Genomic DNA, 15,075 nt, shown 5'->3' with positions numbered 1-15,075 from the left:
AATAGGACCTTTACCTAAAAGATCGGTATCTATGCAGGGAGAGCATACAAAATAAGCAGCGGCGCGCTGACACTATTGGCAATATGTTGGGCAATTACGGTTGTCACAACGATTCTCTAAAATTCGGTTGGCGCCGAATTAAGAGAGCCAATGAATATATAAAATTGTTTTTTCTATCCCACGCTTATAAGTATAAACGAACAAAAAGAAAACGCAAGACAAAAAGTGAGAAAAAATACGAAGAAACGCCTGAAAATAACAGTTTCTTAAACGTACATTCTGCATTTATTTTGAAATTATAGTCTAATCAATTGATAAAATAAATATAAAAAATAACTTTATTTACAGGTAAATTCTATTGGGAAATGAGTATTATGATTAGGACCGTTACCTGTGACGTCATAGTATCCAGAAAATAAAAAGCTAACTTATTGATAGTGTCTTTCCAAATATCTTTCTATAGATGGATTGATTACAAAAGAAATAGTTACAAATTTTTTGTACAACAGTACCTTGATTGTGGATGGCTTTGTTGTCTTTAGTCTACTAAAAAAGTACTTTTTCCATGTTTTAAGCCTGAGTAATAAAGTCTGAATTCTTCGCATACATCAAAGTTATTTCACTTAATTATGGATGTAAAATAATTCTCATTTTTTTAGATTTAGATGTAAAAAATTGATAACAAATTATTCGTATTTTATGATACTATTTATAAAATGAAGATGAAAAGACTATCTCTTATTTTGAAAAGAATAGATGTTTAAGAAAGTTTTCGATGAATTTGACAAGTAGATTACTATTGGGGGAACGAGACAATGGAACGTAATCATAAAGACAGCAGAATAGCCGAAAAAGTTGCAGACAGTCTTTATAGTGCAGCTGATGATTTAATGAATAGCTTGAAAGAATTACCCCCAGATAATCAAGAAAATCATCTTCAAAAAGCAGTAGAGCAAGTGGTAAAGCCAACTGTAGAAATTAGTAAAATAGTGACTGAAGCAGCAGATCATTTGAAAAAAATATCTAAAGAACTATAAAATAAAGCGGATTGGCCCTATTAGAATTAAGTACATGAGGATTGGAATAAGCGATATAGCAAAGACTAAAAAGTAAATCAAGGCAGCTGTTTATGGGGATCCATTTTTTATGAGTGGCTGCAGCTAATAGGTCGATCTAAAAATAGTGTGGAAAGATTGTTTATGGAAGAAAGAGAGACTAATAATGAATATCTATATTGATTTACCTCAGGCGTTATCTCAGGTAGAGGGGATGAATAGGCTGTGTCAGGAGCAACAGACTATCTATGAACAACTAGCTAATCAGTTTCAAAAATTTATCTTGGAAACATCAAGTCGCTCAAAAGCATACGACTCAGCAAAACAGTATTTTGAAACGGTTTTGCTGCCCTTGATAAGAGGAGGAAAATTACTTTCGGAGATAGTTATTGAGGTAAACAATCAGTTTATAAAAAAATATTTGTCAACGGTCGACTACTGCAGTTTGAATGCTGCCGAGTTATCAGAGCAGATTAGCTATTGGGAAAATCAAATAGAAAAAATTCGACGCTTGCTCAAGGAAGTAGCTGATTCTACTCTTGAGCCTCTAAACAAAGCCTTTTTTATTAGTGAAAACACTACACTTTTAGGAATGTATGGTGAAATAAAAAGTGAATTGAATGGAAAGCTGAATCGTTTGCAGGCCTTCAATCACTATGCGGTAGACTTGTTTGATGAAATCATTCAGTTAGGAGAATGGCTGACAGAAGGCTGTCAGGTGGTTAGGAAGGGCTGGAATTACAAGGAGGCGTTGTTTGTAATTCCCGAAGAAGCAAATATGGGTTGGGCGGATCGCATTAATCAGGCAATTCTTAAACAGGAGAATAAAGAACAGCGTATATCTGTAGAAAATCTATAGAAGAGTGCCAGCAGCTATTATATTTTTCTACATAAATTGTAGGGAAAATTTCAGTCTTTCTATTGTACAAAGTACAGATTTTCGATATAGTAAAACTACTTACTTAGTAACAGATTCAGGTAAAAGGTGGATAATGGGTTAAAAAAGGAGAAAACAAGATGCTTAGAAGTGAAATAAAGAAACAGGCGCAGCGGCTGCTGCATCGAAATTATGGTCGTTGGAGCACGTTGCTGGTGATTCCGTTTATAGCAGTGGCGGGATATATTTTTATAATGATGGCTGCTACATCCAGCACTTCATATGATATGTATGATTATCAATATGAGTATGATGATTATTATGACTATGATCTTTGGGATGATGACGACAGCTATGACGGAGCTTCGGGAAACAGTTATATGGACGGCTATAACGATGGTTACGATGATGGCTATGACGATGGCTGGTATGATGCTTTTGATGACGACAGCTATTATGAAGAAGAGAACCAAAAAGAAGAAGGTCGAAACCTTCATGCATTGAATCTGCCTGTCCAAGGGTTCGATGAACAGCTTACTGCAAGAAATCACCTGTATGATTATAATTATGGTTATAGACGGTCTGGTTCTGTCCTTATTGGATTATTCGCCTTTCTATTTGGTTTAGCAATAGGTTTCGTCGTACTTTTATATCAAGCTATGATGAAATGGGCAGCTGTTGATAATGCCGAAGGTTTAGATTTTGGTCTAAAGCTGACCTTTACCAGGTTCTTTAAAGAAAATGGAAGGAGAGCTGTTCCTGCGAATTTACTGGTTTGGCTTTACACTTTCTTGTGGTCACTGCTATTTATTGTTCCAGGTCTGGTGAAGCAGATGTCTTATAGCATGACCAATTATCTGATGAGAAAAGATGAAAGCCTATCAGCGAAGGAAGCAATTGCATTGAGTATGGAGTTAATGAAAGGCTATAAAATGGAGTATTTTCTGTTTACACTGTCTTTTATTCCATGGTATGTACTAACATTTTTCAGCATGGGTATTTCACTATTTTACGTGACGCCATACTTTAGTGTTTCAGAGGCATTGTTCTTTGATCAAATTATTGCAGAAAAACATCATTTATTCAGTAAAGAGCTGGAAGCTGGCTTTACAGATTTTTAAACAATAAAAATAGCAGCTGTTGATAAAAGCTATTGACAGTATGATGAAGCGAGTAAACGCAAAAACTATAGGAGAGGCCTGTTTTCAGGCTAGCTCCTTTTTTTTGAAAGAAAAATGTTATAATGATAATAGTTCTCTTAATCGTCTCTAGTAGACATAAAACATAGAATGAATAATCAAAAAAAATAGATAGAATGTAATTGAGGTGCCTTATGAAAATAACTACTACAGCAATGAAAAATACGTTTAAGCGGCCAGAGGTTATCCTCTATTTGCTATGTGAAATTGCGTTAAATGCATTATTGTATTATCCGCTATCCTTTGCCATGGCTCTAGCTTCAGCAACAGGAACGGGCTTCTCTTTTGAACAGGTTTTCTGGCTGGTACCATTAATTAGTGCTTTATCAGGCTTATTCGCATTAGGGTTATCAAAAACTGTTAGCTATATGTTTTTTGCGATGATTTATGGACTAACTAAACTGTCTCTTATCGCTTATATTATTCAAAATTTTTTCCTGCAAAGCTGGTTTAGTTGGCTATTATTAGTGTTTATTCTTATAAGCGCCGCAATTCTTACCATCCAAATAAGAAAGAAATCAAACGAAAATAGTTAATCAACATTCTCTGATTTCCCTGCTCTTGTACTTGTTCTGATAGTCGTTGACAGTTGCTTTTTTAAAGGTCTTTTTGAGTTTAAAAAAAATAGATGTTATTTTTTTTGAATGCTTTTTCCTGTGAAAAAAATAAGAAATCTTAATATATCTTTAGTTGACTTCACTTTTCGATGTGGGTATAGTATTACTGTATTTATTATTGGTAAAAATAATTGTCAATTGAAAAAATGAATGGGTTAGTTAGTCTGTGTAATGGGGCTAGCTTTTGTGTTATGGGAATATGAACACTGGTATACAACAGTGGAAGGGACTTGACTGATGAAGAAAACAGCTAAAACTGGAATTATCATCTTGCTATTTATTGTATTTATCTTAGATGCTGTAGGCTGCTATGCTGCATTGACATTTTTTAGTGCCAAAGAAACAGCTGAAGCTAAAGCTATAGTAACCAAAAACAAAGATTTTACCGGAGATAATCAAGAAAGCGACAAAGAGCTGACAATTATGCTGATTGGTACTGACACCCGAGATGATGATGAAGATGACGGCCGCTCAGATACGTTAATGATTGCCCATTACGATACGCAGACTAAGCAGCCTAAGCTTATTTCGATTATGAGAGATAGTTTTGTCAATATTCCCGGTTATGGCTTAGATAAAATAAACGCGGCTTATGCCTATGGCGGGGCGAAGCTGACAAAAGAAGTCCTGAATGAAAGCTTTGGTATACCGATTAATTATTACGCAGTCATCGATTTTAGCCAGTTTAGTGAAATGGTGGATGAGCTATATACTGACGGCGTAGAAATCAATGCTGAAAAAGACATTAATTTGGATGGTGTTGATATATATGCTGGAAAGCAGAAGATGGACGGAAATACTTTACTTCAATATGCCCGATTTAGAATGGACGAAGAGGGGGATTTTGGACGGATTCGCCGACAGCAGCAGGTGATGAATGCCTTGGCGGATCAATCGAAGGATTTGGTTCCTATTCTTAAGCTGCCTAAGGTTGCAGGAGAAGCAGTTGGAAAAGTTGATACAAATGTACCGACTGATTTGATTATTGATTTAGCTAAGGATTTTCTGCTGGGTAAAGTAAAATCTTTGGAAAGCCTATCTGTTCCTGTAGAAGGTAGCTGGGATTTTAATGACTATACTTCTTCCGGAAGTGTCATTGAGATCGATGAAGCAGCGAACGCTCAGGCAATAAAAGAATTTTTAAATAAAGATTAAATAAAATTAACACCCGAAAATTGTTCAAGGACAATTTTCGGGTGTTTTGATTCTACTCACAAAATTTGATGTAGAACTTCATTTTTTATAAACAATCGGCTAAATTATGAAGCTGCTTCAGCTAAGGTTTTTGCAAAGGCTTCTAGATTTTGAATATCTTCTTCTTCAGCTGCCAGATCAACCTTTACACTGTCAGCTCCTTTGTTTGCTCCTGTTTTTACAAATACTGCTTCGAAATCATCAACAGATTTACAGAACTCTTCATAGAATGTATCTCCGGAACCACAAACACCGAAGGTTTTTCCAGATAAATCTACCTCCTGCAAATCTTCATAGAAATCAACAATTTCATCCGGCAATTCGCCATCACCGTAAGTATAAGTTGCCACAACACAAATATCAGCATCCTTAAAATCTTCAGCATCAACTTGCGTGCATTCATCAATCTCTACTTCGATATTTAAATTTTCAAATGCTTCTGCGACGATGTCAGCAATTTCTTCTGTATTTCCAGTCATACTTGCATAAACGATTTTAGCCAGTGTCATTTCATTTCCTCCTTAAAAATAGTACAGATAAGATTATAACAGAACTTCCTTAAGCCTGTAAAATTCTTTTAAATGCTTGCTATTGTAATACTCCGGCAATAGGCTGCTGGAGACCTATTTTAGTAGATATCTCTAAACCGGTTCGTACTTCCTCAGTATCTGCTACTGAAGGTATTTCTTCTGCCGTTTCTGTTTCGACAGATGTCTGTGCTTGGGAATCAGATTTAGCTTCTTCAGCAGCTGAAGAAGATGAACCACCTTCTATAGCTGTAGTACTACTGGAACTTTTAGCAGGTAATGCTTCCTGTAAAATGTTTTTCTCATAAAATTCAGATTTTTGAGTCAAATTTTCCCGTAAGGTTTCTATGCTGTGCGTTTCAGCAATCGTAATTCGATCAGAAAATAGATTCGTTCCTATTCCTAAGCGGTCACCGGGGATGGCAACGTTTAGACTGGCTAAGGTTGTTGGGAACATATCCATAGATGTAAATGTTCTGTTTTTTGAGTTTTCTGTAGTAATTGGTGCATTGACAAACATATTAAAAATGGTTCGCTCATAATTTTTAGGAAAATCAGCAACGAATTTTTGATCCATTGTTAGATGATCGCCGCTGATAACAATCGTTGTATTCTCATAAAAGTCTTGTTGACGGCACCAGATAAGGAAATCTGCAATCTGCTTGCTTGTATAAGAAATAACATTGGCATATTGATTGTCATATGGAGTCGGAGTGTCTTCTGTCAGTAAACCATCCGGGAAATGAGTATCTGCTGTTAATAACGTCAAATTAAATGGAGCCTCTTGCTTTGATAGTGAGGCTAGCTCAGTCTTTGAAAAATCAAATAGTTTTGTGTCTTCATACCCCCACCAAACCTTATAGTCTTCTGGGATATAGCCTCTATTTTTGGCTTCAATCGTATCCAGTATATCGTAATTACCGTGTTGTGTTAGGTAGGATCGTCTGCCCCCGAAAGTTGCATCAGAGCCCATGACGAAGGTTTGATTGTATCCTTTCTTTTGGAGAATATCGCCTATAGAAGTAAGCCCTGGCAAATAACTGCTTTCTCCAGAAGTATAGTTTTCATCCATACCGAAATTGTTTTCTATATCAAACCCAACGACATTTGACGGCTTTGCGAATCCTGATGGGACTTTTAAAGGCATTCCTGAAGTTTGAGAAACAATTCCAGCTGCTGTGTATTCAGCTCCAGGAACTTGCAAGGCTCCACCAATACCCTCTGTATTTGAGAAGTTTATAGCGTCATCACCAAGTAACACGGTTAGGTCCTCTAAGAGATTGTGCTTTTGAGTCCCTCCGGAAAGATTGTCTGTGTAGCTTGATTCAAAAGACTCAACAAAAATATAAATCAAATTTCTTTTCTTTTCAGGAAACTGTAATTGTACATTATTAGGGTCTGCATATTCTACTTCTAAAAAGTTTGATTTCTGAAAATAAAGTTTTACCTGAGCAATTCCTACCTGATTAAGACTTAAAAAGATGGAGCTTGAAAGAACAAGTAAAATTAAGACCAAAGGTAGGCACTTACTAATAATAGTATAAAATTTATTGTTGGATTTTAAATTAATAAGCGGTCTAGGTGAGAAAACATAAATTTTCATGAATAGATAAGTAATAAATATCGTTAGCATTAATGGTCCATTAATATAGCTGAAAACCTGCTCGTTGCTGGATCCGGATAGATTCTGAACATTATATAAAAGCTGCTCAACACTGACTGGGCCAAAGAGATTAATCAACCACACACTGCTTGAATATAGTAGTGTGGAAAAGAAAATAATCAAAGCGTAAATAAAAAGAAAGAAGTAATCCTTTATTAAAAATCTACTTTTAGTATTTGGTTGTTCAGTCTGCTTTCTTTTCACCTTGTAATAGCCTTTCAGTAATAACACTACGATGGTTGTAGTGAAAAGTGTTAAGAAATAGGTCAATCTATCCACCGGTTGTTCGAACGCAATGGAATGTCCTAAGACATTTGTATAAGAAAATAATGTGACAAGCCAAATAAATAAGCTGGTATCTAGCGAATTTAAAAGTAGTTTAATTCTTGTTTCAAACTGGAATAAAAGTAGTTGAAACAAATAAGTAATTAATGCTGCAATAAAAAAAGAAATAATCAAAATAAAATACAAGGCTAATCCCCTCCAATTAAGTATTTTAACATAAAAGCGATAGAATTTGGATAGATTTTAAAGTAGGAGGAATTTTTTATCTGTGATAAAATAGAGAGGTGAGAAAAATTTTTAGGAGACGATGAAATAAAATGATAACATTAAAATCAGCAAGAGAAATTGAAATGATGAACGAATCCGGAGAATTACTTGCGGATGTTCACCGTCATTTACGAGATTTTATTAAACCTGGGATTTCCAGTTGGGATATTGAAGTCTTTGTTAGAGACTTCATTGAAAGCCACGGCGGAGTTGCTGCACAAATTGGTTATGAAGGATATAAGTACGCAACCTGCTGCAGCATCAATGATGAGATTTGTCACGGTTTTCCTCGAAAAAAAGTATTAAAAGACGGGGATTTAATAAAAGTGGATATGTGCATCGACTTGAAGGGAGCAATGTCTGATTCCTGCTGGAGCTATGTTGTTGGCGAGTCAACACCGGAAATCGAGCACTTGATGGAGGTAACTAAAAAAGCTTTATATATAGGAATTGAGCAGGCGAAAGTTGGCAACAGAATCGGAGATATCGGCCATGCTATTCAAACCTATGTCGAAGGGGAGAATTTAGCAGTTGTCCGTGATTTTGTGGGACATGGAATAGGACCGACAATTCATGAAAGTCCTTCAGTTCCCCATTATGGTGAAGCAGGAAAAGGACTGCGGCTAAAAGAAGGCATGGTTATTACTATTGAGCCAATGGTCAATACTGGAACCTGGCGAATGAAAATGGATCCAAATGGCTGGACTGCCTATACTCAGGATGGCGGACTGAGCTGTCAGTTTGAGCATACACTGGCTATTACAAAGGAAGGGCCTAAAATTTTAACTTCCCAAGGGGAAGAACTAACCTATTAAAATAAATCTGCAGAGTCGCTGTGAATGGACAGCAGCTCTGCAGATTTTGATGGTAGCATATCATTTTTCAGGGAAAGTAGTAATTGACAGATAGGATGAGAAAGGGGAGCACTTATGAAGTGGATGGATAAGCTGAAAAGTAATCAAAAGCTCAACCGTTTTATTCACACAACACAGGAACGGATGGTCAGCTCTGAGATAGGAAATACGTCTGTTGTGGTTGCCTACTATCTGCTGCTCTCGCTGTTTCCACTGCTAATTACTATTGGCAACCTTTTGCCGTATTTGCGTATTGATCCTAATACTGTACTTCCATACGTAGCGGAGATTATTCCTGAAACAATTTTTAATGATTTAAAGCCGGCAATCAAATCTTTGCTGACACAAAGCTCCGGCGGGCTCCTCTCAATTTCTGCTCTAGCAACTCTTTGGAGTGCCAGTCAAAGTATTAATGCACTGCAAACCGCGATGAACAAAGCGTTTGGTGTGGAGCCTAGGAAAAATATTATCATTGTGCGGCTGGTTTCATTGGTAGTTATTGTATTATTTCTTGTTTCATTGGTGGGAGTTGTTGTTGTCCTGGGATTGGGACAAAATATTTTAGAGTTCCTTGAACCATTTGTTCATATACCAACCGACTTTCTTGATACGTTTGAAGCGTTGAAATGGCCGGTTACAGCGTTGGGCTTGTTCTTAGTATTAAGTTTAATTTATCTCGTTGTTCCTAATGTCAAGCTTAAAAGCCGCTCCGTACTTCCGGGAGCTGTTTTTGCTACAATTGGCTGGCTATTATTATCGCAGGTTTTCGGCATTTATATTACTTATTTTAGTTCAAGAGTTTCCGGCTATCAGATTATTGGAAGCTTTATTGTTTTGATGTTGTGGCTGAATTTTGCAGCGACAATCATCGTATTAGGCGGAATTGTGAATGCAGTTGTAGAGGATTATTTATCTCATGGCGAGATAGAGGACCGTGACGGCATGATAAAGCAGTTATTCAGCTCCGTAAAGAAAAAATTTAAGAAATGATTGAAATCGTTTAGTACCGAGGAACAAATGACCGCTTTTACTTTATACAGTGTTGTTTTTTTCTACATGTCTTGTAAAACAAGGCTTATTCTGTATAATATACGATGAACCTTAAGAAAGTAGGGCTTTTTATGTCTATGTTTATATATGAGATTATGCTTCGTCTTTTACTAACATTCATGATTTCATTGATTATTACACCAGTTGTTAAGCTTCTGGCTTTTCGGATTGGTGCGTATGATGCACCAGGCGAACGTCGTATAAACGAAAAAAATATGCCGACTGCTGGCGGACTGGCTATTTATTTTTCATTTAGTTTTGCCTGTCTGTTTTTGTTTCAGTCGGTTATTCCTCAGCAATATATTCTACCCATCCTATTAGCCGCCGGTATTGTAGTACTAACTGGGCTGATTGATGACATTTTTGAATTGTCGCCTTCAAAGAAAACTTTAGGAATTTTACTTGCTTCCTTAGTGATTTATTTTGTTGCCGAAATAAGAATTGATTATGTTACTTTGCCTTTTCTTGATCAGATTGATCTTCGCTGGTTTAGTCTGCCGCTTACCGTACTTTGGATTGTAGCGATTACCAATGCTATTAATCTTATTGACGGTCTAGATGGATTAGCTTCAGGGGTTTCAATGATTAGCTTGACGACAATAGGGCTAGTTGGTTATTTTTTTCTGCATGCCAATACTATCTACGTACCAATCGTTATTTTTATTTTAGTTGCAAGTATAGCGGGCTTTTTTCCTTATAATTTTTATCCAGCTAAAATTTTTCTGGGAGATACAGGTGCCTTGTTTCTAGGCTTTATGATTGCGGTAATGTCGCTGCAGGGCTTGAAAAATGCTACCTTTATTTCAATGATTACACCATTAATTATTCTAGGCGTACCAGTTACGGATACAGTCTATGCCATTATTCGCCGGCTGATGAATAAGCGTCCGATTTCATCTGCTGATAAAATGCATCTCCATCACCGTTTGCTTTCTCTTGGCTTTACACATAAGGGAGCTGTAATGACAATCTATGGTTTAGCACTGGTTTTCTCATTTGTAGCGTTGTTGTTTAGCTATGCCAGTCAGGTAGCTTCAATTTTATTGATTGTCTTTAGCTTAATCGGCTTGGAGCTGTTCATTGAATTGATAGGTCTGGTTGGTGAAAATCATCAGCCGCTGATGTATATTTTGCGAGTATTTGGCAACAAAGAGTTCCGGCAGGAGCAGTTGGATAAGCATGCAGGCAAGCATTCTAAAAAGAAGAAACGGTGATTTTGGAAATGTTACTGCCTATGGTATACTTTACAAGATAAAATAGTAGTTGTGACAGAAGTGTTTTGACTTGAAAGATAAGGCGGACTAACCGGAAAATGTCAAGGAGTCAAGGAACGGTGCAAGGAATCGAGCAGCTGTTGATTGATATCTATCCAGAGCTTTTCTTATTCTTGGCAGTATTCGATTTGCTTCTGAAGCGACAATTTTGAAATACTTTTTATTTGATTTTAGGGGATGGAGACATACTATTGTCCCAAGCCCCTTTTTTATATAAAAAAGCTTTATTGGCAAATGTTGCCAATTTAGGGAATCATCTTGTTAACTAAAACTGTAAGGTGAATATTAAGGGGTTTATCAGAACAATGACAAAAAAAATTACACTTTCGATTGTGACACATAACAGCAGACATATATTTGATGTTTTAAATGATTTAAAAAGGGAGCTCGGTGAAGACTCCAGCTATGAAATACATATTTTTGACAATGCTTCAGAAGAAACCTACTTGTCTCGGCTAAAGGACTATGAGCCGTTCATCACTATCCATTCCTGTGATGAAAATAAAGGCTTTGGTTTTGGCCATAATCGGATTTTTCAGCTCGTTGACACAAAATACGGAATAATTTTTAATCCAGATGTTCTAGTGAAAAAGGCTGTTCTGGATAAGCTAATTGAAAGAATTCAAGAGGATAGCCAACTTGCGGCGGTCTGTCCTAAAGTATTGAATGAAGATGGAACGACACAGTATCTGGTGAGACAGAAGCTGGATGTTTTTGACTATATGCTTCGGTTTATCCCCTTTAATTTTGTGAAGAAGCTGTTTGATAAACGGCTAAGCTTTTACGAATGCCGTGACCTTCCAGATGACAGAACCTCATTTATAAAAATGGGCTCCGGCTGTTTTATGGTTATTGATGTGGAGAAATATAGGGAGATACAAGGCTTTGATGAACGTTTTTTCATGTATTTTGAAGATAATGATTTGTGCCTTCGTTTTGGTCAAAAAGGCTATAAAATTTTGTATACGCCGTTGGAAACTGTGGTGCACTTATATGAAAAAGGAGCTCATAGAAGCAGAGCCTTATTCAAAATTTTTATGCAGTCGATGGGTAAATTTTTTAATAAATGGGGCTGGAGGTTTTTCTGATGGACCAACAACTACTCGCTGTAATTGTTCTTTACAAAAAAAAGCTTTCTGACTGTCCAAGTTATGAAACGTTTCTTTATGGTGCTGTGAATTTGGAAAAATTCTCTCTCTACATTTATGATAATAGTCCTGTACCGCAAACAGATGACCTGCTCGACTTGAGTAATGTTCATTACATACATGATGCTGACAACCCGGGACTGGCGAAAGCGTATAATGCCGCTTTGGATTTTTGTAATGAAGCTAACAGTGATTTGCTGCTGCTTTTAGACCAGGATACAGCAATAACAGTTTCAGATATTGAATATATAATGAAGTTTTCTGCCGCTGACACAACGAAGATGGGGGCTTTGGTTCCTAATGTGTACTCCGGTCAAGTGGAAATCTCACCAGTTTTTAGTAATCAGTACATCAGCAGAGAGCGTTCGTATCCAGAAGTTGGCGTTGCGAAAGATTCGGTGATGGCAATCAATTCTGGCTCAGTACTTACTAAAAAAGGTCGAACAGCAATTTCTAAGTTTAATGAGGAATTTCCTTTGGATTTTCTAGACCATTGGGTATTTTGGAAGCTGAATAAGGAGAAAGCTGCGGTTTATGTTCTTCCTCTCAAGCTTCAGCATAATTTATCTGTTTTAGATTATCGCCAAGTCAGCTTAGCGCGCTACGAATCAATTGTGACAGCAGAAACACTTTTTTATACGAAGTATGATACAGCAAAGCTTGACCTTCATAAGAAACATTTGCTGAAGAGGATTCTTAAACAGTTTCTAACGGTAAAAAATCGTAAAATCTGGCGGCGGACTTGGGCGGAATACCGTAGATTGGTAAGGAGTAAAACATGATTTCTGTATGTATTGCAGCTTATAATGGAGAAAAATATATTGCAGAACAGTTGAAGAGTATCCTGCCTCAGCTCAATGCTGAGGATGAAGTGATTATTTCTGACGATGGTTCTTCTGATCATACGCAGGAAATTGTTCTGCAGTTTGCTGCAGAAGATCTGCGGATTAAGTGGAGAAACGGACCAGGTAATGGCGTGATTGCTAATTATAATTTTGCAATTAGCGAAAGTCGAGGGGACTTCATTTTTTTATCTGATCAGGATGATGTCTGGCTGCCAAATAAAGTAAAAGAAACATTAGCATTTTTTTCTGCTCATCCGGAGAAGGAACTGGTAGTCAGCGATTTGATTGTGGTTGATGAAACGCTGAAACCGATTCTTTTATCCTATTTTGATTACCGAAAGGTAAAAACTGGTTTTTTATCTAATCTTTGGAAAAGCGGATATATTGGTGCTGGGATGTGTTTCCGCAAAAGCTTGAAAAATATTGCATTGCCAATTCCGCCAACTGTTCCAATGCATGATATGTGGCTGGGATTAATCAGCGACTATCATGGTAAGAGTGCCTTTCTAGATAAAGAACTTACCTATTATAGAAGACATGAAGCGAATGCCAGTGAAATAGCCACCAGTTCCAGTGGTATTCAAAAATTACGCTGGCGCATACAGCTTGCATGGGCATTGATTAAACGTCTACTATTGAAAAGATGAGAATTATTTTACAATTTTGTAAAATGTTAGGAAAATACATGACAAGTCCTTCGGATAATGAGATAATGGACGATGGTATGCAATAAATGAAATTTTAAATATGAAGGAGTTTTCCCATGAAAGGAATTATCTTAGCTGGCGGAAGCGGAACAAGATTATATCCGCTGACAAAAGCAACATCTAAACAATTGATGCCGGTTTATGACAAACCAATGATTTATTACCCAATGTCTACATTGATGTTAGCAGGGATTAAAGAAATACTGATTATCTCAACACCAGATGATACACCAAGGTTTGAGAGTCTGTTTGGTGATGGATCTGATTTGGGCATCCATATTGAATATGCTGTTCAAGAAAGCCCGGATGGTTTGGCTCAAGCATTTATTATTGGCGAATCATTTATTGGAAACGACAGTGTTTGTCTCGTATTAGGAGATAATATTTATTATGGCGGAGGACTTTCTAAGATGCTGCAAAGAGCGGCTTCTAAGGAAAGCGGTGCAACAGTTTTCGGCTATCATGTGAATGATCCTGAGCGTTTCGGAGTAGTCGAATTTGATGGGGATATGCAGGCATTATCTATTGAAGAAAAGCCTGAGCAGCCAAAATCAAATTATGCAGTTACTGGTTTGTATTTCTACGATAACGAAGTTATTGAAATCGCTAAAAACATTAAGCCTTCAGAGCGCGGCGAGTTGGAAATTACAGATGTGAATAAAGTTTATCTAGAAAAAAATAAATTGTCTGTAGAGGTAATGGGTCGTGGGTTTGCCTGGCTGGATACAGGAACTCATGAATCACTGCTTGAGGCATCTACTTTTATTGAAACAATTGAAAAACGTCAAAATCTGAAGGTTGCCTGTCTGGAAGAAATTGCCTATCGCATGGGCTATATTTCAAAAGAGCAACTGGTAGAATTAGCACAGCCGCTGAAGAAAAACGGTTATGGTCAATATCTGCTAAGACTGGCTGAAGGATAACAGGAGGCAAAACGAATGAAAGTCATCGAAACAAAACTTAAAGATGTCAAAATTATTGAAATGGATGTTTTTGGCGATCACCGTGGCTTTTTTACTGAAAGCTACTCAAAAGAAAAATTTTCTGAGCATGGATTGAATTTTGATTTCGTTCAAGATAACCATTCTCTTTCTAGTGAAGCTGGCGTGTTGAGAGGACTACATTTTCAAAAAGGCGAGGCAGCTCAGACGAAACTGATTCGAGTGGTTACTGGGGCTGTGTTGGATGTGATTGTGGATATTCGCAAAGGCAGTCCAACATATGGTCAATGGGAAGGATATATTTTATCTGAACATAATCATCGCCAGCTGTTAGTTCCTAGAGGCTATGCCCATGGATTTGTTACACTGACACCGAATGTCAATTTTATGTATAAGTGTGATAACTATTATAGTGCCGAAGCAGACGGAGGCATTGCTTTTGATGATTCCGAACTAGGAATTGACTGGCCAATTGATATTACAAAGGCAATTACTTCTGAAAAGGATCAAAAGCATCCTACATTGAAAGAATTTGAAGCAGAAAATCCATTTGTATATGGTGAAATCTAAAA

General features: G+C 36.9%; 15 protein-coding genes. 13 read left to right on the top strand and 2 right to left on the bottom strand.

Annotation, left to right across the window (positions count from 1 at the left end; translation table 11 throughout):
• The first annotated feature begins 815 nt into the window (after nucleotides 1-815).
• From ACPWSO_RS07195 to ACPWSO_RS07175, 5 genes are all read left to right on the top strand, one after another.
• A complete protein-coding gene (locus tag ACPWSO_RS07195; protein WP_426082215.1) occupies nucleotides 816-1,037 on the top strand; it encodes a hypothetical protein in 222 nt (73 codons plus the stop codon).
• A 184-nt stretch (nucleotides 1,038-1,221) separates the two neighbouring features.
• A complete protein-coding gene (locus ACPWSO_RS07190; protein WP_426082214.1) occupies nucleotides 1,222-1,914 on the top strand; it encodes a hypothetical protein in 693 nt (230 codons plus the stop codon).
• Nucleotides 1,915-2,072: 158 nt separating this feature from the next.
• A complete protein-coding gene (locus ACPWSO_RS07185; RefSeq protein WP_426082213.1) occupies nucleotides 2,073-3,053 on the top strand; it encodes a DUF975 family protein in 981 nt (326 codons plus the stop codon).
• Nucleotides 3,054-3,265: 212 nt separating this feature from the next.
• Complete coding sequence (locus ACPWSO_RS07180) at nucleotides 3,266-3,667, top strand: hypothetical protein (RefSeq protein WP_426082212.1); 402 nt, start codon at nucleotides 3,266-3,268, stop codon at nucleotides 3,665-3,667.
• Nucleotides 3,668-3,985: 318 nt separating this feature from the next.
• Complete coding sequence (locus ACPWSO_RS07175) at nucleotides 3,986-4,903, top strand: LCP family protein (protein WP_426082210.1); 918 nt, start codon at nucleotides 3,986-3,988, stop codon at nucleotides 4,901-4,903.
• 104 nt (nucleotides 4,904-5,007) lie between these two features.
• On the opposite strand, the gene ACPWSO_RS07170 is transcribed toward ACPWSO_RS07175, so the two are convergent.
• Together ACPWSO_RS07170 and ACPWSO_RS07165 are read right to left on the bottom strand one after the other, a co-directional pair.
• Complete coding sequence (locus ACPWSO_RS07170; RefSeq protein ID WP_426082209.1) at nucleotides 5,008-5,451, bottom strand: flavodoxin; 444 nt, start codon at nucleotides 5,449-5,451, stop codon at nucleotides 5,008-5,010.
• Between the two features lie 79 nt (nucleotides 5,452-5,530).
• Nucleotides 5,531-7,603: an LTA synthase family protein gene (locus ACPWSO_RS07165; RefSeq protein WP_426082208.1), complete on the bottom strand. Its 2,073-nt coding sequence runs from the start codon at nucleotides 7,601-7,603 to the stop codon at nucleotides 5,531-5,533.
• 131 nt (nucleotides 7,604-7,734) lie between these two features.
• On the opposite strand from ACPWSO_RS07165, the gene map reads away from it, so the two are divergent.
• The 8 genes from map to rfbC all read left to right on the top strand — a co-directional run bounded on the left by map (nucleotide 7,735) and on the right by rfbC (nucleotide 15,073).
• Nucleotides 7,735-8,499 carry a type I methionyl aminopeptidase gene (gene map, locus ACPWSO_RS07160; RefSeq protein ID WP_426082206.1) on the top strand — a complete coding sequence of 255 codons (765 nt, stop codon included), beginning with the start codon at nucleotides 7,735-7,737 and terminating at the stop codon, nucleotides 8,497-8,499.
• 114 nt (nucleotides 8,500-8,613) lie between these two features.
• The gene (locus tag ACPWSO_RS07155) at nucleotides 8,614-9,528 is read left to right on the top strand and encodes a YihY/virulence factor BrkB family protein (protein WP_426082205.1); all 915 of its coding nucleotides are present in this window, start codon (nucleotides 8,614-8,616) and stop codon (nucleotides 9,526-9,528) included.
• Between the two features lie 131 nt (nucleotides 9,529-9,659).
• On the top strand, nucleotides 9,660-10,802 hold the full coding sequence (locus tag ACPWSO_RS07150) for a glycosyltransferase family 4 protein (RefSeq protein WP_426082204.1): 1,143 nt from the start codon (nucleotides 9,660-9,662) through the stop codon (nucleotides 10,800-10,802).
• Between the two features lie 365 nt (nucleotides 10,803-11,167).
• Nucleotides 11,168-11,950, top strand: coding sequence for a glycosyltransferase family 2 protein (locus ACPWSO_RS07145; protein WP_426082203.1), 783 nt, complete (start codon nucleotides 11,168-11,170; stop codon nucleotides 11,948-11,950).
• On the top strand, nucleotides 11,950-12,792 hold the full coding sequence (locus ACPWSO_RS07140; RefSeq protein WP_426082201.1) for a glycosyltransferase: 843 nt from the start codon (nucleotides 11,950-11,952) through the stop codon (nucleotides 12,790-12,792). Before ACPWSO_RS07145 ends, ACPWSO_RS07140 begins: the two co-directional genes overlap by 1 nt.
• A complete protein-coding gene (locus tag ACPWSO_RS07135) occupies nucleotides 12,789-13,502 on the top strand; it encodes a glycosyltransferase family 2 protein (RefSeq protein ID WP_426082199.1) in 714 nt (237 codons plus the stop codon). Before ACPWSO_RS07140 ends, ACPWSO_RS07135 begins: the two co-directional genes overlap by 4 nt.
• Before the next feature lie 116 nt (nucleotides 13,503-13,618).
• Nucleotides 13,619-14,485, top strand: a complete 867-nt coding sequence (rfbA, locus tag ACPWSO_RS07130; protein WP_426082197.1) for a glucose-1-phosphate thymidylyltransferase RfbA — start codon at nucleotides 13,619-13,621, stop codon at nucleotides 14,483-14,485.
• Between the two features lie 15 nt (nucleotides 14,486-14,500).
• Complete coding sequence (rfbC, locus tag ACPWSO_RS07125; RefSeq protein WP_426082195.1) at nucleotides 14,501-15,073, top strand: dTDP-4-dehydrorhamnose 3,5-epimerase; 573 nt, start codon at nucleotides 14,501-14,503, stop codon at nucleotides 15,071-15,073.
• The last annotated feature ends 2 nt before the right edge of the window (nucleotides 15,074-15,075 follow it).

The organism is Enterococcus sp. LJL51 (assembly GCF_049894025.1).
GTDB lineage: Bacteria > Bacillota > Bacilli > Lactobacillales > Enterococcaceae > Enterococcus_L.
This window is presented reverse-complemented; position numbering and strand designations above follow the sequence as displayed.

Bases quoted from the DNA above. Each gene is read 5' to 3' on its own strand.
- ACPWSO_RS07195 (WP_426082215.1), top strand. From the start codon at position 816: ATGGAACGTAATCATAAAGACAGCAGAATAGCCGAAAAAGTTGCAGAC.
- ACPWSO_RS07190 (WP_426082214.1), top strand. From the start codon at position 1,222: ATGAATATCTATATTGATTTACCTCAGGCGTTATCTCAGGTAGAGGGG.
- ACPWSO_RS07185 (WP_426082213.1), top strand. From the start codon at position 2,073: ATGCTTAGAAGTGAAATAAAGAAACAGGCGCAGCGGCTGCTGCATCGA.
- ACPWSO_RS07180 (WP_426082212.1), top strand. From the start codon at position 3,266: ATGAAAATAACTACTACAGCAATGAAAAATACGTTTAAGCGGCCAGAG.
- ACPWSO_RS07175 (WP_426082210.1), top strand. From the start codon at position 3,986: ATGAAGAAAACAGCTAAAACTGGAATTATCATCTTGCTATTTATTGTA.
- ACPWSO_RS07170 (WP_426082209.1), bottom strand. From the start codon at position 5,451: ATGACACTGGCTAAAATCGTTTATGCAAGTATGACTGGAAATACAGAA.
- map (WP_426082206.1), top strand. From the start codon at position 7,735: ATGATAACATTAAAATCAGCAAGAGAAATTGAAATGATGAACGAATCC.
- ACPWSO_RS07155 (WP_426082205.1), top strand. From the start codon at position 8,614: ATGAAGTGGATGGATAAGCTGAAAAGTAATCAAAAGCTCAACCGTTTT.
- ACPWSO_RS07150 (WP_426082204.1), top strand. From the start codon at position 9,660: ATGTCTATGTTTATATATGAGATTATGCTTCGTCTTTTACTAACATTC.
- ACPWSO_RS07145 (WP_426082203.1), top strand. From the start codon at position 11,168: ATGACAAAAAAAATTACACTTTCGATTGTGACACATAACAGCAGACAT.
- ACPWSO_RS07140 (WP_426082201.1), top strand. From the start codon at position 11,950: ATGGACCAACAACTACTCGCTGTAATTGTTCTTTACAAAAAAAAGCTT.
- ACPWSO_RS07135 (WP_426082199.1), top strand. From the start codon at position 12,789: ATGATTTCTGTATGTATTGCAGCTTATAATGGAGAAAAATATATTGCA.
- rfbA (WP_426082197.1), top strand. From the start codon at position 13,619: ATGAAAGGAATTATCTTAGCTGGCGGAAGCGGAACAAGATTATATCCG.
- rfbC (WP_426082195.1), top strand. From the start codon at position 14,501: ATGAAAGTCATCGAAACAAAACTTAAAGATGTCAAAATTATTGAAATG.